The sequence below is a fragment of the Streptomyces sp. NPDC017993 genome, assembly GCF_044328065.1.
Classification (GTDB): Bacteria; Actinomycetota; Actinomycetes; order Streptomycetales; family Streptomycetaceae; genus Streptomyces.
In genome coordinates, this window is record NZ_JBIRGO010000006.1 from 333666 (window position 1) to 352862 (window position 19197).

Here is a 19197-nt window from a genome sequence, read left to right on the forward strand (position 1 = left end):
GTTGGTGGGGAGTTGGGGGGAGGTGGGCCGCTCATGCCCGGAGGGCCGCGCACTGTCGTGCGTGCACGCGGCATCGCCGCGCTCTGCTGCTGGACGCTGCTGTTCGTGGTGTTGCTGCCGGTGCTGATCCTGCACTCGCTCGACGCCCGCTTCGGCGCGGCGCTCGCCGTGCAGGGCGTGGTGGTGGTGCACTCGGGCACGGCGCTGGCGCGGGTGCTGACCGACGTCCGGGCGCGGGTGATCGCCTTCGGGTTCTGGCTCTTCACCTATGTATGGCTGGGCCTCGCCCCGTTGGCCATGCTCGCCACGGACGCGTATCCCCGCGGTTTCGTCGTCGACGCGCACACCGCGTTCCTGTCAACCGCCGTGGTGGAAACCGGACTTCTTGCCTACAGTGCCGGTTCCGCTCTGGCGTCCTGGCGCTCCGCCCGCACCTCCACGTTCCTCGAACCGGTTCTCGCGCGACGGTTGACGTCCGGCCGGGTGCTGCTGCTGTGCGGGGTGGCACTGCTGCTGGCCGTCGTGCTGATTCCGGGCCAGGGCGGGCTGTCGGCGTTCTTCCTCAGCCGGCAGGCGGCCAACGAGGCGGCGGCACAGGCGGCGCCGTCCGGGTCGGCGGACCGGGCGATGGCGGCGTGGGTGCTTTCGGTGCCCGCCTTCTGGGCGCTGGTGGCCCTCGTGCACGTACCCCGCTTCCGGGCGGGCGACCGCACCCTGCGTGGCGTGCGCTGGATCCTGCTGCCGCTGCTCATCGTCGTCAACGCCGTGGTCAACAACCCGATCAGCCAGCCGCGTTTCTGGGCCGGGACGGTGCTGCTCGCCCTCGTCTTCAGCGCCTCCGGGCTGCGCGGGCCGCGGGCGTTCCGGATCGGCGCGGCCGCGGTCACCGCCGTGGTGCTGGTGGTCTTCCCGTACAGCGACTACTTCCGCTACGACAAGCGCGAGCCCGTCCAGGTCCTCTCGCTGGCCGAGCAGTTCACGTCCAACGGTGACTACGACGCCTTCCAGCAGATCGAGACGGGGATGGACTACGTGCGCACGCGCGGGTTCACGCCGACCTCCGCGCTGGGTCCGCCGCTGTTCTTCGTGCCGCGCGCGGCATGGCCGGGCAAGCCGGCCGACGCGGGCATCCAGCTCGCCCGGCACGCCGGCTACACGTTCGAGAACCTCTCCGCGCCCCTGTGGATCGAGACGTACATGTGGGCCGGATTTCCCTCGGTGGTCGGGGTCTTCGCCCTGATCGGGGCGGTGGGGCGGCGTATCGATGACATCCGGCACCGGCTGCGGCGGCATCGTGGCACACTCGCGGCACTGCTGGTGCCCGCGTTCGGCTTCTACCAACTCGTCCTGTTGCGCGGCAGCCTCATGGCCATCGTGGGCCCGCTCGCACTACTGCTGTTCATCCCGCTTCTGATCACCCGCAAACCGGGGCGGCAACTCCCGCCGCCCACCGGACAGCAGTCCGTGTGCGCGCCCGCTGCCGATGCGCGCGCCGTCGCTGTGCCGTTACCCACAGGAGGAGCACGTACGTGAGCGTCTTCGACGAGCCCTCGGAGGAGCCGGACCAGCTGCGTGATCAACTGCGCCAGCTCTTCCGCTACCGCGCCTTGCTCCTGCTCGGCCTGGTGCTGGGCATGCTGGGCGGCGGCGCGGTGTACCTGTTCGGTGGCTCGACCTACACGGCGACCGGCGAGGTCGTGGTGCATGCGATCAGCACCGCACCGTTCGAGGCGGGCGGCGTCTCGGTGGACAAGCAGATCAGCATGGGCACCGAGCGGCAGATCGCGCAGAGCGCGTCGGTCGCCGCGGCCGCGGCCAAGGCTCTGGGGGACACCGCCGAGCCGGCCGTGCTCCAGCGCGATCTGCGGGTGAGCAACCCGCCCGAGACCCAGACCCTGATGTTCGAGTACAGCGCGGACTCCCCGCGACGCGCGGCGGCACTGGTCAACGCGTTCGTGCACGCGTATCTCGACTACCGCCAGAACGCCGCGACGCAGCGGATCGAGACCACCGTCAGCAAGCTCAGCGACGAGCTGAAGCCGCTGACCGACCAGCGCAAGGTGCTGGACCGCCGCATCGCCAACGCCGGCGGTGGGACGGCGCAGGCCACCGACGAGTCCGAGCGCAGCAACATCATCTCGGAAATAGCGGATCTGCAGGGACGGATCTCCAGCCTGAAGTCCCTCGACACCACGCCCGGCGACATCGTACGCAAGGGCGACCCGCCGGCCTTCCCGTCCAGTCCCGGCCTTGCCCTGCTGATGCTCGCCGGCGCGGTGGCCGGCCTGGCACTGGGGATCCTGGCGGCCTGGATCCGCTCGGTTCTGGAGCCGCGGGTGCGGTCGGTGGCGGATGTCCAGGACAACCTCCGCGCGCCGGTGCTCGGCATACTGCCGCGCCGACGGGGTGGTGAGGCGTTGCTGGAGGTCGGCCGGGCCGGGCGCGGCAACCGCGCCGAGGCCTATCGCACGATCGCCTTCCGGCTGGTGCACGACCAGCGCTTCGCGGGACGCGGCAGCCTGCTGATCGTCGCCCCCCGCGAGAATGCGGACGCCGTGTCCGTCGCGGTCAATCTGGCCGGCGCCTTCGCGGAGATCGGCAACGACGTCCTGCTCGTCGAGGCGAACCTGCGCACCCCCGAACTCACCGGGCGGCTCCCGCTGCGCCCCGGTCACGGCCGACCGGTGCCGGGCAGTTGGTCCGACGGCGAGCGGCTCGCGGTGGAGGCCGGCGTCGACGGACGCTTCGACCTGCTGCCCGGCCGGGAGGTGCCGAACCCTGCGCGTGCCCTGTCCTCCCCGGACTTCGCCCGGCTGCTGAGCACCCCCACCGATCCGAACGAGAACGTCGTCGTCGTCACCGGGCCGCTGCTCTCGCACGCGGACGGCCTGGCCGTCGCCAAGCAGGCGGCCGGCGTGGTGGTGGTCTGCGATCTCAACGAGGTGCGCAGGGACGACCTGGACCGGGTGTGGGAGCTGATCACCGGGGCCGGCGGGCACATCCTGGGCGCGGTTCTGGACAAGGGCAGCCACCGGCGGCCGCTGCGGGGTCTCACGGACGGCGGTCCGACGCAGCGCAAGCACGGCCGCAACCACGCCCGAGCGCCTCTTGCCGCACCGGTCGTCACGCCGCAGCCACCTCGGGCGGGCCACCCGCCGATGGGCGGGGCGCCCGCCGACGTCGACTCCACCTCACTGCGCGGATGACGGCACTCGGTCCCGCCGGGTCCGGCGCGGCGCCGGCGGAGCAGCGCCCCGACACCGGCGCGGCCGGGCGGCGCGGAGTCGCCACGACCGCGCGCGGAGGCGCGTTCGGCCTCGCTGGCTCGGCCGCGAACGCCCTGTTCGGCTTCGCCCTCGTCGCCGTCGTCACGCACGGCCTCGGAGCGCGCGGGGCCGGTGCGGTCTTCACGGGAGTAGCGGCGTTCACCATCCTCAGCAACGCCTTCAAGCTCGGGGCCGACACCGCGCTGGTCCGCTTCGTCTCCCGCGATCTGGAGGTGACCGGGGGCGGTGGCGTGCCGGGGCTGTTGCGGACGTCGGTGGTGCCGACCCTCGTGGCGAGCGCCGCGGGGGCGGTGGTGATGTTCTTCTCCCCCGGGCTCGCCGGCTGGCTGCTTCCCGACCTGGACCCCGGCCGAGCCACGGTGATATTGCGGCTGTTCGCGGTGTTCCTTCCGGTGACGACGGTGTCGCTGGTACTGCTCGGCGCCACCCGGGGCTTCGGCTCGGTGGTGCCGTTCGTGGGCGTGGAGCAGATCGGCAAGCCGGTGCTCCGGGTCCTTCTCGCGCTCCCCCTGGTGCTGCTGGCGCCGAGCGTGGTGGGTGTCTCCGCGGCGTGGCTGGCACCCGGTCTGCTGGGGGCGGTGGCGGCCGGTCTGTCGTTGCGCCGGTCCTGCCGGGCACATCCGGGCAGTTCGCGGCCACCGTCGCAGGCGCGGGAATTCTGGGCCTTCGCCGCTCCTCGGGCTGCCTCGTCGGTCTTCGACATCGCCGCGGTGTGGATCGGTGTGATCCTGCTGTCGGTGCTGGGCACCAGCGCTCAGGCGGGCGTGTACACCGCGATCGGGCGCCTGGTCACCGCCGGGACGCTGCTGCAACTCGCGATCAGGCTGGCGGTGGCGCCGCAGATCAGCCGGCTGCTCGCGGGGGGTGATGAGCCCGCGGCGCATCACCTGCACCGGGTCTCGACCCGATGGATCGCTCTCTTCTCCTGGCCGGTGTTCGTGGTGCTCGCCTGCTTCCCCGGCACGGTGCTGTCGCTCTTCGGACCGGGGTTCGGTGGTGGCGCGGCGGGGCTGCTGGTCCTCTGCGCCGCGTGTCTGATCAACGTCGGCGCCGGCAACGCGCAGACCGTCATTCTGATGGCCGGACGGAGTGTCTGGAATCTCTGGGTCGCCGGTGCCGCGTTCCTGGTTCAGCTGGGCACGGGCGTGTGGCTGGTTCCGCGCTACGGGGTGCTGGGTGCGGCGGTGTCGTGGGGTCTGGCGATCGTGGTGGACAACGTCGCGTCGGCCCTGCTGGTCCGCTACCGCCTCGGCTTCCGCACGGTCGACCGCGGCTATCTGGGGGCGGCGCTGGTCGGCGTCGGCGTGGTGGCGCCGCCGGCGTTCGCCATGCGGACGTTTTTCGGCGATAGTTCGCTAGGTGCGTCCTTGGGAATTGTTTTAGCCATTGGGGCTTTCTGCGCCTCCGTCTGGCGCTATCGTTTGCCGCTGGGGGTAGGGGAGTTCTTCGGAGCGCTGCGCAAGCGCAGCTCGGAAAACTCGCGATGAACGCTGGGCCCATTTCCGCACAGAACTCATCTCGGTTCCGCTTCTCATCCTGTCAATTTCGATCGCGCTGTGCTTCCAGGGGGGACCTGTGCGCCAAAGAAGCAGACACATCAATCTCTTGCTCGCCGCTGCCGTACTCGGCACCGCGTCCACGGTGATGGCCGCCGGGCCGGCGCAGGCCGCCGGCGAGCCCACGCTGACCGCCGATCCGCTGAGCACCTGGCAGACCGACGGCATCGTCTGGGCCATGGCGTACGCCAAGGGCATCGTCTATGTGGGGGGCACCTTCACACACATCCGGCCGCCGGGGGCCGCTCCCGGCACCGGTGAGCTGGCCCGTACGAACTTCGCGGCATTCGATGCGAAGACCGGTCAACCGCTGTCGTGCGCCCCGGCCTTCACCGGCGGGACGGGCACGATCCGGGCCATGAAAGCCTCGCCCGACGGCTCGCTGATCTACCTCGGAGGTTCGTTCAGCAAGGCCGGATCGGTCGGCCGGTCCAACACCGCCACCCTCAACACCGCGGACTGCACGATCGGTTCGGCGTGGAAGCCGACGGTCAGCTCCACCGTGCGGGCCATCGACGTGACCGCCGACACGGTCTACGTCGGCGGCGGTTTCGACACGGTGCAGGGGCAGACCCGCGAACGGATCGCCGCATTGCGGCCGACGGGCGACCTGCTGCCGTTCAAGGCCACGATCCGCGGCTCGTCGGTCTCCAACGACCCCACGCCCGCGGTGAATGCGATCACGGTCGCGCCCCAGCTCAACAAGGTGATCATCGGCGGCCGTTTCACCTCGGTCAACGGCAGCCTGTTCGGCGTGCACGCGCTGGCGGGCCTGAACGCGACCACCGGCAAGACCGTTCACAGCTTCACCGGCTGGATCCCCAACAGGTCCGCCGTGAAGGCGCTGGTCAACGACGGCACGAACTTCTATCTGGGCGCCGAGGGATCGGGCGGCGGTGTCTTCGACGGTCGGGCCGCAGGCCGGCTCTCCGACGGCTCGCAGGTCTGGAAGGACACCTGCCTGGGCGCCACCCAGGCCGTCCTGCCGTACAAGGGCGTGCTCTACAGCGGCTCGCACGCGCACAACTGCTCCTCCACCCCGGGCGGCTTCCCGGACATCGAGAACCGCCAGCACTTCCTGGCGCAGTCGATCTCCGACAAGACGATCCTGCCGTGGTTCCCGGACACCAACGACGGCATCGGCGAGCAGATCGGCCCGCGGGCGCTGACCATGGCGGACGGCATCCTGTGGGCCGGCGGCGAGTTCACCACCGTCAACGAGAAGGCCCAGCAGGGCCTGACGAGGTTCGCGGCCGCGCCCGACACCGGGGCCCCGCAGGTGCCGATCCTCAGCGGGACGAGCTCCTCCCGGGGCAAGATCACGCTGAACTGGAAGGCTTCCTGGGACCGGGACAACGGCGTCCTGACGTACAAGATCTACCGCGACGGCGTCTATCTGACCTCGCGCAACCAGGATTCGCGCTACTGGAATCGGCCCAACATGAGCTTCACGGACACCGTGGATCCCGGCACGCAGCACCGCTACTCGATCGAGGTCACCGACGGCACCAACGTCTCCGGGCGCAACGGCCCGGTCTACGTCACCGCCAAGAGTTGATCGCACGCCGAGTGGGGGGTACATGACGCACCGAGTAGGTTACGCACCCGGGGTCTACGACCTATTCCACGTCGGGCACTTGAACATTCTCCGGCACGCCAGGAGTCAGTGCGACTATTTGGTGGCGGGTGTGGTGTCGGACGAAATGGCTGTACAAGCCAAGGGAAAGGCGCCGGTCATTCCGCTCACCGAGCGGTTGGAGATCGTGCGCAGCGTGCGATTCGTCGACGCGGCGTTTGTCGAAACCGTGCCCGACAAGCTGGAGACGTGGCAGCAGGTGCGCTTCAACGTCATCTTCAAGGGCGACGACTGGAGGGGCACGGAAAAGGGCGGCAGACTGGAACGCGACTTCGCGACGGTGGGGGTGGAAGTGATCTATTTCCCCTACACCGTGCACACGTCGAGCACCTTGCTGCGCAAGGCACTCGACGGGCTCGCGGCTTCCGCCTGACCTGACGAATCGGCCGTCCCCGGCGCCTCAGCGCCCGGGGGCGGCCAGTTCGCGATACCACTTGGCCAGGAACGCCACCATGAAGAGAACATGCGCGGCGAGCAGGACGCAGTAGAGCGTCACGAACAGGTCGCGGCTGCCGAACGCCAGGAAGATCGCGCAGAACACCCCGTAGTCGACCGGCAGCAGTGCGACGGAGCGCAGGGTGGACGCGGGGGCCACGACCGCCGGCGCGCCCGCAGCGCTCTTGAGCCGCTCCGCGCGCTTGAGCTGTTCGGTGAGGATGCCGCCGAAGAAGACCATGACCGCGGCGAACTGGAACGCGACGGGAACGAGCAGATACACGGGGGCGGAGAAGTCGAAGTGGCGGTAGAACGAGATGAGCACAGCCATGTGGAGGGCCAGCATCTTCGCGCAGTCGACCACGTGATCGAGCCACTCCCCGGCGGGGCTGCCGGTGCCGGTGAGCCGGGCGAGCTGCCCGTCGGCGGAGTCGAGTGCGAAACCGAGGACCAGCGCGACGAAGACACCGAGCGCCACGGCGGGCGAGGGGCCGAGCGTCGCGATCAGTGTGCCGCCCAAGAGGGTGAACGCCGCACTGATCAGGGTTATTTGATTGGGCGTCAGCTTCATGCTGTAGCCGACGGCGGCGAGTATCCGGCCGGCCGGCCGGTTCACGTAGCGCGAATACAGAGACACCCCCTTCGCGGATTTCTGCGCCGCGGAAAGCTCTCTGATCGCGTAACCGAACTGGCTCATGTCCCCCACCTGATGACTGGACCCCCCGAAGGAGCAACATCATGGCAGGAAGGCTCTCCCGGTCAACCGGCGGCGCCACCCGCAGGGCGGTGCTGGCGGGTACGGCCGCCGCGTTGGCGGCCGGCCTCGCGGGCTGCGACTCCCAGGAGTCCCCGCCGTCCCCGGATCCTCAGGACGACGCCAAGGCCCGCACCGTGACCGGCCGCAAGCCCAAGGGCAAGGACGTCGTCGACGTGGTGGCGGACTTCGGCGCCAAGGGAGACGGACGCACCGACGACAGCCGCGCGTTCGCCCGTGCGTACACCTACGCGGCGGGCCGGGTGTGGGACCACATCGGCCGTACGGTGATCGACGTGCCGGCAGGGACCTACCTCATCCGGGAACCCAATGCCCTGATCAACGCCGGCGGCGGCAAGCTGAAGGCCAACGGTCTCCGGTTCCGGGGCGCCGGCAAGCGGATGACGCAGATCCTGTTCGCTCCGGCGCGGGCCGAGAACGCCTACCTCTGCCGCAACGAGGACAGCTGGGCGAACATCATGTTCGAGCAGATCGGATTCCGTTCCGGCACCCCCGGCGCCTCCTTCTTCTACTCCTACTCGACCGGTCAGGCGCAGGACTACCGCTTCACCGCCTGTGAGTGGACCGGTGAGTGGACGTACGGACTCGCGCTCGACGGGAGCAACACCAACTCGGAGATGCGCTGGGACGCCTGCCGGGTGGGCGGCGCCTACCGAAAGGCGTTCCTCTACTCCGGGCTCTCCCAGAAGTCGACGGATCCGCGGCAGCAGGACCAGTTCCTCAACTACTGGTTCAACGACATGAAGGTCGAGTACGAGTGGGGCAACTTCCTGGAGTTCCCCTACGGCGGTTCCATCACCTGCCGCGGCGGCTCGTACATCATCACCGGGCGGCGCCCGCAGGCCTCCAGCCCCTACGGGCGCACCAGCACCTTCTTCCGCTTCCCCCGCGGTCCGCACCACGACTCCGTGCAGCGCTTCCACGCCGAGGACATCCGCTTCGAGGTGCGCGACCCGGAGACCGTCGTGATCGACTGCGCCTGGGACAGCGGGACGGTCCACTTCAACGACTGCGACGACACCGCTCAGTCCTTCAAGCCGTTCGCGAAGGGGACCCGGCCCCACCGCTACCACATCGGCGCCAGAGGCCCCCTGGTGCGCTATGACTCCTGCCAACTGTCCGGGCAGCACGTCTACGAACAGAAGGACCCCGGCGGCTCCGGCACCCGCGCCCGCTACGACATGTGCCTGCTGCGGAATCACTCCCAGAAGAACTTCGTCAAGGGCGCGGGCGGCCGGGTGACGTTCGTCGACTGCATCGGCAAGTGAGCTGACCCCTCACCCGGACCACGACACGGACTCCGGCCGGTCACAGGACCGGCCGGGGCCCCTGCGGATCGGCCGGTGTCAGGAGTTGCGTTCCGACGAGGATCGGGTATGCGAGGAACTCCGCACCTCTTCGGTGCGGGCCCTTCGGCCGGTGCGCCAGGGGCGGGCCGGGATGCGCCACGCTCCGTGGTTGCACACGGTGGAGGGTGTACGCATCAGCAAGATCTGGAGTGGTCATGGGCAATGAGGAGCACCGAGAGCAGCAAGGCGCCGAGCCCGGCGCCGCCCAGCGTGAACGCGATCAGGCGGACGCGGCGCAGCGGAAGGCCGCCCAGGAGGACGCTCCGCCGCTCACGCCGCCGCGCCACGAACCCATGGCGAAGAAGCCTGGCGATCAGCGCAGCGCCGACGGCGGGACGGCATCGCCCGTCCGCGACGACTCCCGGGAAGAAGACTCCCAGGAGTGACCGCCGCACCCGGCTCCCGACGTACTCGATCACGCCGGCGCCGCCGCTGAGGGCATCTGCCGTGCCATACGGCGAACGGTCCCCCCTCAGGGCAACGAGCCTCTGTGGTGGGGCGCCCTACCTCAATGGGCGACGTTGAGCCATTCGTGGTGTGATCGAAGGTGGGGGTCAGCAACGAACGCTCCGAAGGCTGGAGGAATCATGGCCAAGAACCTGCGAGCCCGGGACATCATGACGGACGGGGTGCAGTGCGTCGGCGCGCACGAGACGCTGTTCGACGCGGCGAAGATGATGCGTGATCTGAAGGTCGGCGCTCTGCCGATCTGCGGGGACAACAACAAGCTCATGGGCTTGATCACCGACCGCGACATCATCATCAAGTGCGTCGCCGAAGGAATCGACCCGTCCACGGTCCAGGCGGGGACCCTGGATGGAGAGCTGCACTGGATCGATGCCGAGGCGGATGCCGCCGAGGTCCTGCAGACGATGGAGAGCCACCAGATCAAGCGCCTCCCGGTGATCGACGTGGGCAGTGGCCACCGCCTGATCGGCATGATCACGGAGGCCAATCTCGCGAAGAACCTCAGCGACGAACAGATCGCGGAGTTCGCGAGCCGCGTGTACGCGGCCGCGGGCTGACCCGCCGGGCGCCGTACTTCACCGTGTGAAGTCGCCGCAGTTGCACCGCGGTTCGGGGTGGAGCTGCGGCTCTTCCGCGTCCGCGTCCGTGGCGGTCCGATCCTGGCGGACCGTGCGGAACAGGCCCGCCCACAAGAAGGGCTCGCCGTAGTGCGGGGATTCGGCGGGCTCGTCGTGCATGCGACGCAGCTCGACCTCGGCAAGGTCGGAGAAGATCCGGCGCAGGGAATCCGGCGTGTAGGCAAGACCGCCGTGAAGGCGGGACTCGCGGTAGTAGGCCGCGTCGGGGAGTTCGGAGCCCATCTCGCCGGCCGCGAAGCAGGTGAGCCCGAAGTGACCACCAGGGGCCAGGAGGCGGTCGAGCAGGGCGAGGTAGCTGATGCGGCGGTGGGGCGGCAGATGGTGGAAGCAGCCCGAGTCGTAGATCAGGTCGTAGGTCCCGCCCAACTCGGTCTCGGTGAGGGCGAAAGCGTTGGCGCAGTGGAACCGGATGTCGACTCCGGCCTCGCCGGCGCGCTCTTCGGCCCATGCGACAGCGGTCGGCGAGAGGTCGACCGCGTCCACCGCGAAGCCCAGGGATGCCAGATGGAGGCTGTTGCGTCCCGGCCCGCAGCCCAGGTCGAGGGCCCGGCCCGGCGTGATCAGGCCCCGGTCCAGGTACGCGACCAGGTTTTCGTCAGGCTTCGCCACGAAGAACGGCACCGGCTTGGAGCGGTCGTCGTAGAAGCCGTCCCACCAGGTGGCTGCGTCTGCCGTCCAGCGATCTGCATCCGGCGCGAACAGGCCGTCGAGGAGCTCCAGCACGTCGTCGACCGTGCGTATGTTCCGGTCCATCCGATCCCCTTCCACGTGCCCGGGACGCTAGCCCCAAACCCGGTAAATGCCCAGTTCAGAGGTCATATGGCGAGGCCGCTGACGAGGTTGACGGCGCCTGCGCGCGCACGGAAGGCATCCCGCTCCCGACCCTCCCGCACGGGCGCGCACACCCCCGTTGAGAGCCGCTACGGTGGCTTGCCGGACATACCTGAGGCACGTTTTTCAGGTGCTCTCGTGGCCGGTCAAGGCTTCCCGGCCGCTCTCCCGCTGCTGCCTCCCCGCTACCTCTGCCCGGCCACTGCTCACCGGTCCCGGAAGCAGTCCATGGCCAGCCTGACTTTGGCCGCAGCCTCGTCCAGCGCCCTTTCACAGGTGGCCAGTTCGGCCGAGGTCGCGGCACTGGTGCCTGGCTGCTCCGCGGCCCGTCGGCACAGAGCGGCGACCGGATGGCTGAGAGCTCCGATGGTGTTCGCGACGGCGTAGAGCACTTCGTGAGGCGCGTCGGTCTCGGCGATGTCGTCGACCAGCGCCATGCGCGAGGCGGCCGATCGCAACTCCGCGGCGAGGGACACGGCGGCACTGGACACGGCGACTCCTTCTCGTTCGCACCTGCCGGCATGGGCCGAGGAGGCCCGCCCCGGTAGTGCGGGTCACCGGCCCGACGCGAAGACCGTACGACACGACCAGGTGCGCCCGAAGGACCGCTCACTGCTCACCGCGCCACCTCCCCGAGATCCTCATCTGGGGTAAAAGGGCAGGTCAGGGAGTCTCGGGCAACCCGACGGGCGAAGCGGTCGCGACGCGAGGAAGACGCGGGAAGACGTACGGGGGCGGGCGTGTCCTTGCCCGCACCTGGCCGGCCCGCTCGTAGCTCTTGAGTCTCCAGCCGGTGGAAGGACGAGACTCCCTCCCATGAGCGACGCACACCCGCAACTGCTGACCATCGGGCAACTCGCCCGGCGCACCGGTCTCGCCGTACGCACCATCCGTTACTGGTCGGACGTCGGCGCGCTCCCGCCCGCGGGCCGGTCCGAGGGCGGCTACCGGCTGTACGACGCGGGGTGCGTGGCCCGCCTGGAACTCGTTCGGACCCTGCGGGAGCTGGGCATCGGGCTCGGGGACGTACATCGGGTCCTGAGCGGTGACAGCACCGTCGCTGAGGTCGCGGCCACGCATGTGGCAGCACTCGACGCCCGGATACGCGCCCTCAAGGTCAGCCGGGCCGTCCTGTCCACCGTGGCGAAGCGCGGGTCCACCGCAGAGGAGACAGCCTTGATGAACAAACTGGCCCGACTGTCCGCCGCCGAGCGCCGGCAGATCATCGACGACTTCACCGCCGAGGTGTTCGACGGCCTGGGAGTCGCGTCCCGCATCAGCGAGCGCATGCGGCGCAACCCGATCGAACTGCCCGACGACCCCACACCCGAGCAGGTGGACGCCTGGATCGAGCTGGCCGAGCTGGTCCAGGACCCGGACTTCCGCTCGCGGATGCGCACGCTGATGACGCTCACCACGGCAGGGCCGGGAGAAAAACCCCCGCCCAGCGCATCCGTCTGGTTTGCGGGCCATGCCGTACAGGTGGTCGGCGCGGCACGCTCCCGCGGGGTGGACCCGGTCGGCCGGGACGCGGCCGCCGTACTGGCCGATCTCTTCGGGGACGCCGACCGGGCAGATGTATTGCGAGGGCTCCGGGCAGGCATGCTGGCCGAAGCGCAGAGGTACCGGCGGCTCGTGGCGATCGTCCGAGGACGCGAGCCGCAGCCGGCGTACACGGAGGAACTCCACTGGCTGGAGCGTGCCCTGCAGACCGAGGTTCAGCAGGCCCTTTGAGCGGCCTTGGCCCCGCCTCGGCCGCTCACACGTCGCTCGACCACCACACCCCGCGCGATCGTGCAAGCCGGCCTGACCGCGGATGCCGGGCGGAGGACCACCCCCATGGCGGTGTGCCGCCGTCCGGCTGCCCGGCCGGCGCGGCGGCTGCCCCGAGGTGATCAGGATTGTCATTACGGGCTTGGCCTGGTGCGCCTCGCTCACCTCGCCTCCCCGGGCGGATCAACCAGCGGCCGGTTCACCGCCCCCTCGCGCCCCGGCTGATGTCCTGCGGCGCTCTACGGCAGGTGCCAGACTTGAAGCACTGCGCCTGGCCGCCGGCCGGGGCCCCGCCGCCGAGGGGGAACACATGACCTGGGCCTCCTGGACCACCATCGGAATCCACGCACCCCGCGGTGCTGTGCGCACCGTGGAATCCGGCGTGATGGAAGGTGACCTGACCATCCACACCACCTGGTCCGACGACGAGGCGCACGTAGCAGTCCAGTACACAGGCGCCACGGAGTGGTACACCATGGCCGGCAGCCCCGTGCCCTGTCATTCCGAAGAGGCCAGCCGCAACTTCCATCAAGCCGTCGTCGAAGCGGTACGGGGCGAGGACGACGCGCCCTCTCTGCGCGACCTCTTCCACCAGTAGGGCGCACGACCGGGCGCGGCGGCGTCTGGCCCGGCCCGCCTCCTCACATTCGCACGCGGTGCGTGGCTCGTCGGCTCCTCGACTCGCGCCCTCAGCGGCGAGCCGCGAAAACGGCGGTCCACCACGGGCCGTGCCGGCCACCCTGGACGCCCACGCCCGCGTCCCGGAAGGCACACGTCACCAGGATCGTGTGGTGCTTGTGGCTCTTCCGCCAGGCCCGGACCACGGCCCCGGGGCCCCGCTGCCCCCGCGCGATGTTCTCGCCCGCCCGGCTCCACCGATACCCCTGGTCCGTGAGCCGACTGCCCGGATCGGTGCCGGTGCTGCCGGTGTGGGAGAGGGCCTGGACACCGGCCATGTGGTCACTGTGGCTCTGGGCGGCTCTCGACAGCGCGGGGTTCTCTCGCACAGGCGGACAGTCGGCCTCCGCCCGTACCCGGTTGATCAGCCGGAGCACGCGGTGTGGCGCACCCCGGAGCGCGGCCGGCCCACGCCACGGAGTGTTTCCGGCGTGCGGGTCGGCGACGGGCGGCCGACGGGCCGGGGGATGCTGGTGCCGCCAGGCCCCCTGCCACACCGCGGCGAGAGCCGGTGGCCGGTCTCGGTGCGTGGGCGGTGCAGGAGCGGCGAGGAGCGAGCCCTTGCGGAAGTGGTGAGGCGGAACGGCACGGCTCGCGGGCTCGTCGCCGCCCCATCCGGCCCCGGTGAGGGCCGCCGCCATCAATACGGTCGCTACGGCCCGCGTGCCGGAGTTCACGTATCGTCCCGAACCGCTCCCCATAGGCGCTCTCGCTCTCTCCCCGTGCCGCACCGTGTGAGCCGCACCGTGTGGATAGCTGCTGCCTACCCGTGGGACGCCGAGCACCATCCGGGCACGGGCGCATGTCATCCGAAAAGTGAAGGGATGACGGGATAGCCGGATGGTCGATGGCGTGTGCGGATCCCGCCGTGCGCACCATGGAAGGCCGCCATCGCCCGCTCAACAACTCCGCTTCCCCGGCAGGGAGATGGCGTCCCACCCAGCTGCGCCTTATGTTCACCCGGAACGACGCAACTCCGGCCCGCGCCAAAGCACTTGCTCTGAACGCCGTCGGCGCTCACCGGCCGGCGCGCGAGTTCACCTCGCGCTTGCCCGGGCATCGCGTAACGGACGCCCGGCCGTCACGGCGCGGTCCCAGGCTCACGCTGTTCGCCATGTCCCCGACACACAGGAGTCGCTCCAGTGGCCAGGTACCGTCCCGTCCCTGCACTCGCGGTAGCGGTGAGCGCAGCCCTCGTGGCACTCACCGCCGCAACCGGGCCCGCCGACGCGAGCACCGGCACCCCCACCGCACTGCCCGCCGTCACACCACGGGCGGAGACCCCCGCGTTATTCGACGACGAGGCGGGCGGCAACGCCAACGCCGACGACCCCGCGATCTGGCGCAACGCCACCGACCCGGGCCGCAGTCTGGTGATCGCCACGGCCAAAGAGGGCGGGCTGCGGGTGTACGACCTGGACGCGCGGCAGGTCCAGTCCCTCCCGGCTCCCCCCGCCCCCGGCCCGGACGACGCTCCCGGCCGGTTCAACAACGTCGATCTCGTCTCCCGGCTGCAACTCCCCTCGGGGCGTGCCGACATCGCCGTGGCCAGCGACCGTGGCCACGACAAGCTGCGCATCTACCGCATCGACCGCGACCGCCCCGGTGGTCCACTGACCGATGTCACGGACCCCGCCGCGCCGACCGTCTTCTCCACGGGCCAGGACGAGATCAACGAGCAGCAGACAGCCTACGGACTCGCCACGTGGACCGATCCGGCGACCGGTCGTTCCTACGCGCTGGTCAGCCGCCGCAATCGCACCAGCATCGCGCTGCTTGAACTCACCGCCACCCCGCGCGGCACCGTCGGCTACCGAACCGTCCGCACCCTCGACCTCCCGTCGTCGTTCCGGCTGCCCAACGGCTCCTCATGGACACCCTGTGCGGAACCCGGTGAACTGCCGCAGGTCGAGGGCATGACCGTCGACCCGGCCGCCGGGATGCTCTATGCCGGCCAGGAGGACGTCGGCATCTGGCGGATCCGCGCCGACCTGACCAGCAGGCCGCAACTCCTGGACCAGGTCCGCGAGTACGGGGTCCCGGGTGTCTACGACGAGGAGACCGAGGAGTGCACGGCCGGCGCCGACCCCGGTTACGGCGGCTCGCACCTGGCGGCCGACGTCGAGGGGCTGACGGTGCTCACCGAGGCCGACGGCGACGGCTATGTCCTGGCGTCCAGCCAGGGGGACAACACCTTCGCCCTCTACGATCGCGAAGTCGCTGACCGCAACGAGTACGAGGGCGGCTTCCGGGTGTCCGCCTCGGGCACGGTGGACGGTTCGGAGGAGTGCGATGGCGCGGCAGTGCTCAACGCCCCGCTCGGCAGGAAGTACCCGCACGGCCTGCTCGTCGTCCAGGACGGCCACGACACCCCGGCGGAGGGCGAACGCGAGGCCACCGGCTTCAAGTTCGTGGACCTCGGCGAGGTCATGGACAGCGTCGACGACTGAGTGCGGTTGAGCCGTCGTCGACGGCTGGGTGCGGTTGAGCCGTCCCGCAGCTGTCCAGGGACGAGCGAAGATCTCTGGTACATGACGCGATAGCTGAAGGACCGGTCGGCCAGTGGGCCGACCGGTCCAGGAACATCCGGCTTGAAACCGAAGGCAGAGAAGGAGACTGCCATCGGTGGACCCGTGCCGGCGCGCGGATCGGGTCCACGGGAGAATCCGGCCCGGAACACTCAGCTTTCGGCGAGGAGCCCTTCGCGCAGCTGATTGCAGGCACGGCTCAGCAGACGCGAAACATGCATTTGCGAGATACCGAGTTCGTCACCGATCTCGGACTGTGTCATTTCCGCTCCGAACCGCATTTGAAGCAGAGCCTGGGCACGGTCGTCGAGCTTTTCGATGAGCGGCTTGAGCGCCTGAATGTCCTCGGCACGGGCGAGCGCGGGGTCTTCCTTGCCCATCAAGTCGGCGACAAGTCCGGTCTGCTGCTTGCCGCCCGTCGCCTCTATGGGCCGGTCGATCGAGTCGGCGCTGTAGCCGTTGCAGGCGACGAGTCCCTCGATCACCTCTTCCTGCCCGAGGTCCAGGTGCTCGGCGAGCTCGGCGACACTCGGGTCGTGAATGCCCTGCCCTTCCAGGTCCTCCCGGGCGCGGGCGAGATCGACGCGCAGTTCCTGCAGCCGGCGCGGGACATGTACGGACCAAGTGGTGTCGCGGAAGAAGCGCTTGATCTCGCCGACGATGTACGGCACGGCGAAGGTGGTGAACTCGTTCTCCAGCGCGACGTCGAAGCGGTCGATGGCCTTGATCAGACCGATCGTGCCGACCTGCACGATGTCTTCCATTTCCTGCCCACGGCTGCGGAAGCGGCTCGCCGCGTACCGCACCAGCGAGAGGTTCATCTCGATCAGGGTATTGCGGGCGTACTGATACTCGGCGGTGCCTTCCTCCAGCAGCGCCAAGCGGTCAAAGAACAATTTCGAGAGGCGGCGGGCGTCGCGCGGAGCGACGCGGCGGGCGTCCCCAACCGGCGGCAGAGGGGTCTCCGGCCGAGCATCCTGGGCAACCTCTGCCCGGTCGGCCGTTGGCAGATCCTTCACCGCTGCGGTTTCCATGTCCTGCTCCTCTCTGCTAGCCGGAACGTCATGCCTCGCCTACCCACTGGTCATGCGAAAAACCTCTTACCCGTGGCTCGTTGACACTCTTTCTCGCCCGTCGGTGCTCCCTGACGGGTCCGGCACTGCCGCAGCACCGTGTGAATGACCATGGCGTGCGGATGAGTGAATGCGCCGCTCCCGCGGGTGACGTCCCGGCGCAGGCAACGGCTCGCGGCGCGGAGCAGCCGTTGAAGTGTGCCGGTGAGCCGCCGTCCGCAGGTCGCGGGGCCGCGTTCGCATGTCCGTCATTCCTGACCGAGTTCCTGGAGGCTCCGTGTTCGTACGCTCCCGCCGCCGCGCCGTAGTCCTGACCGCCGTGACCACTGCTGCCCTCGCGATCAGCGCCTTCACCTTCGTACCGAACAGCGGTCCGGCCAACGCGAAGCCGGAGAGCAAGAGCAAGAAGAAGACCGAGTGGATCGCGGTCAAGAAGGCACACACCCAGCCTCAGCATCTGCAGCCGGGCGACAACTGGACCATCTACCTCGACCTGCGCAAGAACGACAACGGCAAGCCGGGGCGCATCGTCGGGGACGGCAGCGCGCAGTGCAGCGCGGTCGACGTGAGGCCCCAAGGCGCCATCGTGCAATGCCAGTACGTGCTGCGCAATGATCACGGCACTCTGGCACTCACCTCGTTGATGGACCGCTTCGGCCCGGGCCCGCACTCCGCCGGAGCGTCGGTCAACGGAGGGACGCGCGCCTACGCCGAGGCCGAGGGCGACGCGGTCGTCACCATGCACGACGAGCGCGTGACCTTGCGCGTCCGCCTCGGCGACTGACGACGCGCGCCCCCGACCGCCACACGCCCCGCACAACCGCTCGTTGACGGACGGACGGCACGGGGCGGCGGCGGGCGGCGGGCGGCGGGCGGCGGGCGGCGGGCGGCGGGCGGCGGGCGGCGGGCGGCGCGGAACTATGCAGCTCCCGAGTGCTCTCAGCCCAGCCGAAAGCCACACCGGCCACAGGCGCCCCCGTCCCCACGGGGGCGCGCCGAAAAGCCATAAAATGCCACTGGAACCTCGGCCTCACCGAGCAGTCTCAGCCGTGCGTCCAGGCCGACAGGGCCGCCGCGAGGATCGTCACCACGGCGAGGCCGATTCCCGCCGCGCGGAGCGGGCCGCCCGTGGCCACCCGCAACGACGACGGGCGTTCCGCCGTCCGCACCCAGGGGGCGGGTCCGTAGTACGGGGTGTCCAGCCAGTACGCCCCCAGCAACTCGGCGTGTGACAGCGGCTCGTCATGCTTCATCTCAAAAGGGTCCATATCACCGCCAACGAGAGACCCTGGCTTCGGCAACGAGACACGCGCGCACCGCAACCTGATCGTCATCGACGCACCCTGTGCCGACGACATCCGCCGGGCGGCCCATCCCTCTAGACGGTGCAGACGGTGAACAGGCCCCCGTCGGGATCGCGGATGACCGCGCGGGCACGGCAGGTGCCGCTGTCGGTCGTCGGCAGTGGAGTGACGGTGCCTCCGGCTTCGACGGCGGCCTCGGTGGCCCGTGCCAGGTCGTCGACGGGGAAATCAACGCTCCACCGGGGCCGGACCCTGGGATCCGGGTCGGCGGCGATGCCTCCGCCGCGCAGGGCGGCGACGGTACGCGCACCGTCGCGCACGACGACCTGGCCGTCCTCCTGGATCGCGGTGCAGGTGCCCGGCTGTTCCGAGGAGGACCAGTCGAAGACCTCGCTGTAGAAGATGGCGGCGTCGGACGCCGTTCGCGTCCGCAGCTCGACCATGGCCGGTGCGTTGCCCTGTCCTACCGACCATGGCAACACCTCGCCTTCCCAGAACCCGAAGACCGCGCCGTCGCGGTCGGCGGCGAGCCCCGCGCGGCCCTTGCCGAGGGCGAGTGGCCCCACCGCCATGGTCGCGCCCCGCTCGCGGATGCGGTCCGCGGTTCCGTCCGCACTCTCGACGGCGAAGTACGGCGTCCATGCCACCGCCACCTGAAGGCTCTGGGCGAGGGCGCCGATGCCGGCGACAGGCTGCCCGTCGAGCAGGGCGACGGAGAACTCCTCCCCCAGGCTTCCGGGCCGGTAGCTCCAGCCCAGGACCGCCGCGTAGAACTCCTGGGTCGCCCGCAGGTCGCGGGTGACGAGGTTCGCCCAGCACGGGGCACCGCGGACCGGCGTGCTGTGCGCTGTTTCCGACATGACGTC

19 protein-coding genes are annotated in these 19197 nt (G+C 70.0%); 12 read left to right on the plus strand and 7 right to left on the minus strand.

Annotation, left to right across the window (positions count from 1 at the left end):
- The first annotated feature begins 33 nt into the window (after positions 1-33).
- The 5 genes from ACH4FH_RS13495 to ACH4FH_RS13515 all read left to right on the plus strand — a co-directional run bounded on the left by ACH4FH_RS13495 (position 34) and on the right by ACH4FH_RS13515 (position 6852).
- The gene (locus tag ACH4FH_RS13495) at positions 34-1533 is read left to right on the plus strand and encodes a hypothetical protein (RefSeq protein WP_398555945.1); all 1500 of its coding nucleotides are present in this window, start codon (positions 34-36) and stop codon (positions 1531-1533) included.
- Positions 1530-3206, plus strand: a complete 1677-nt coding sequence (locus ACH4FH_RS13500) for a lipopolysaccharide biosynthesis protein (RefSeq protein ID WP_398555946.1) — start codon at positions 1530-1532, stop codon at positions 3204-3206. The genes ACH4FH_RS13495 and ACH4FH_RS13500 overlap by 4 nt, the downstream gene beginning before the upstream one ends.
- Positions 3203-4774, plus strand: a complete 1572-nt coding sequence (locus tag ACH4FH_RS13505; protein WP_398555947.1) for an oligosaccharide flippase family protein — start codon at positions 3203-3205, stop codon at positions 4772-4774. The genes ACH4FH_RS13500 and ACH4FH_RS13505 overlap by 4 nt, the downstream gene beginning before the upstream one ends.
- An 88-nt stretch (positions 4775-4862) precedes the next feature.
- Positions 4863-6401: a fibronectin type III domain-containing protein gene (locus ACH4FH_RS13510; protein WP_398555948.1), complete on the plus strand. Its 1539-nt coding sequence runs from the start codon at positions 4863-4865 to the stop codon at positions 6399-6401.
- 22 nt (positions 6402-6423) lie between these two features.
- Positions 6424-6852, plus strand: a complete 429-nt coding sequence (locus tag ACH4FH_RS13515) for an adenylyltransferase/cytidyltransferase family protein (protein ID WP_398555949.1) — start codon at positions 6424-6426, stop codon at positions 6850-6852.
- 27 nt (positions 6853-6879) lie between these two features.
- On the opposite strand, the gene ACH4FH_RS13520 is transcribed toward ACH4FH_RS13515, so the two are convergent.
- Positions 6880-7611, minus strand: coding sequence for a CDP-alcohol phosphatidyltransferase family protein (locus ACH4FH_RS13520; RefSeq protein WP_398555950.1), 732 nt, complete (start codon positions 7609-7611; stop codon positions 6880-6882).
- Positions 7612-7652: 41 nt separating this feature from the next.
- On the opposite strand from ACH4FH_RS13520, the gene ACH4FH_RS13525 reads away from it, so the two are divergent.
- The 3 genes from ACH4FH_RS13525 to ACH4FH_RS13535 all read left to right on the plus strand — a co-directional run bounded on the left by ACH4FH_RS13525 (position 7653) and on the right by ACH4FH_RS13535 (position 10063).
- Complete coding sequence (locus ACH4FH_RS13525; protein WP_398555951.1) at positions 7653-8957, plus strand: glycosyl hydrolase family 28-related protein; 1305 nt, start codon at positions 7653-7655, stop codon at positions 8955-8957.
- Positions 8958-9193: 236 nt separating this feature from the next.
- Positions 9194-9424 carry a hypothetical protein gene (locus tag ACH4FH_RS13530; RefSeq protein WP_398555952.1) on the plus strand — a complete coding sequence of 77 codons (231 nt, stop codon included), beginning with the start codon at positions 9194-9196 and terminating at the stop codon, positions 9422-9424.
- A 201-nt stretch (positions 9425-9625) separates the two neighbouring features.
- Entirely contained in the window at positions 9626-10063 is a 438-nt protein-coding gene (locus tag ACH4FH_RS13535) for a CBS domain-containing protein (protein WP_398555953.1), read from the plus strand.
- 18 nt (positions 10064-10081) lie between these two features.
- Here the strand turns inward: ACH4FH_RS13535 and ACH4FH_RS13540 are convergent, their stop codons facing one another.
- Positions 10082-10897: a class I SAM-dependent methyltransferase gene (locus tag ACH4FH_RS13540; RefSeq protein ID WP_398555954.1), complete on the minus strand. Its 816-nt coding sequence runs from the start codon at positions 10895-10897 to the stop codon at positions 10082-10084.
- A gap of 284 nt (positions 10898-11181) precedes the next feature.
- Positions 11182-11466 carry a hypothetical protein gene (locus tag ACH4FH_RS13545; RefSeq protein ID WP_398555955.1) on the minus strand — a complete coding sequence of 95 codons (285 nt, stop codon included), beginning with the start codon at positions 11464-11466 and terminating at the stop codon, positions 11182-11184.
- Between the two features lie 325 nt (positions 11467-11791).
- Here ACH4FH_RS13545 and ACH4FH_RS13550 point away from each other — a divergent pair, with 325 nt between their 5' ends.
- Positions 11792-12709, plus strand: coding sequence for a MerR family transcriptional regulator (locus ACH4FH_RS13550; RefSeq protein ID WP_398555956.1), 918 nt, complete (start codon positions 11792-11794; stop codon positions 12707-12709).
- Positions 12710-13058: 349 nt separating this feature from the next.
- Complete coding sequence (locus ACH4FH_RS13555) at positions 13059-13346, plus strand: hypothetical protein (protein ID WP_398555957.1); 288 nt, start codon at positions 13059-13061, stop codon at positions 13344-13346.
- A 91-nt stretch (positions 13347-13437) separates the two neighbouring features.
- On the opposite strand, the gene ACH4FH_RS13560 is transcribed toward ACH4FH_RS13555, so the two are convergent.
- Entirely contained in the window at positions 13438-14235 is a 798-nt protein-coding gene (locus ACH4FH_RS13560; protein WP_398555958.1) for a CAP domain-containing protein, read from the minus strand.
- A gap of 333 nt (positions 14236-14568) precedes the next feature.
- Here ACH4FH_RS13560 and ACH4FH_RS13565 point away from each other — a divergent pair, with 333 nt between their 5' ends.
- The gene (locus tag ACH4FH_RS13565; protein WP_398555959.1) at positions 14569-15876 is read left to right on the plus strand and encodes a phytase; all 1308 of its coding nucleotides are present in this window, start codon (positions 14569-14571) and stop codon (positions 15874-15876) included.
- Between the two features lie 230 nt (positions 15877-16106).
- On the opposite strand, the gene ACH4FH_RS13570 is transcribed toward ACH4FH_RS13565, so the two are convergent.
- The gene (locus ACH4FH_RS13570) at positions 16107-16988 is read right to left on the minus strand and encodes a SigB/SigF/SigG family RNA polymerase sigma factor (RefSeq protein WP_398555960.1); all 882 of its coding nucleotides are present in this window, start codon (positions 16986-16988) and stop codon (positions 16107-16109) included.
- 316 nt (positions 16989-17304) lie between these two features.
- Here ACH4FH_RS13570 and ACH4FH_RS13575 point away from each other — a divergent pair, with 316 nt between their 5' ends.
- Positions 17305-17811, plus strand: a complete 507-nt coding sequence (locus ACH4FH_RS13575; protein ID WP_398555961.1) for a hypothetical protein — start codon at positions 17305-17307, stop codon at positions 17809-17811.
- Between the two features lie 259 nt (positions 17812-18070).
- On the opposite strand, the gene ACH4FH_RS13580 is transcribed toward ACH4FH_RS13575, so the two are convergent.
- Both ACH4FH_RS13580 and ACH4FH_RS13585 read right to left on the minus strand, forming a co-directional pair.
- Positions 18071-18280, minus strand: a complete 210-nt coding sequence (locus tag ACH4FH_RS13580; RefSeq protein ID WP_398555962.1) for a hypothetical protein — start codon at positions 18278-18280, stop codon at positions 18071-18073.
- 125 nt (positions 18281-18405) lie between these two features.
- On the minus strand, positions 18406-19191 hold the full coding sequence (locus tag ACH4FH_RS13585; protein WP_398555963.1) for a VOC family protein: 786 nt from the start codon (positions 19189-19191) through the stop codon (positions 18406-18408).
- Positions 19192-19197: the final 6 nt, after the last annotated feature.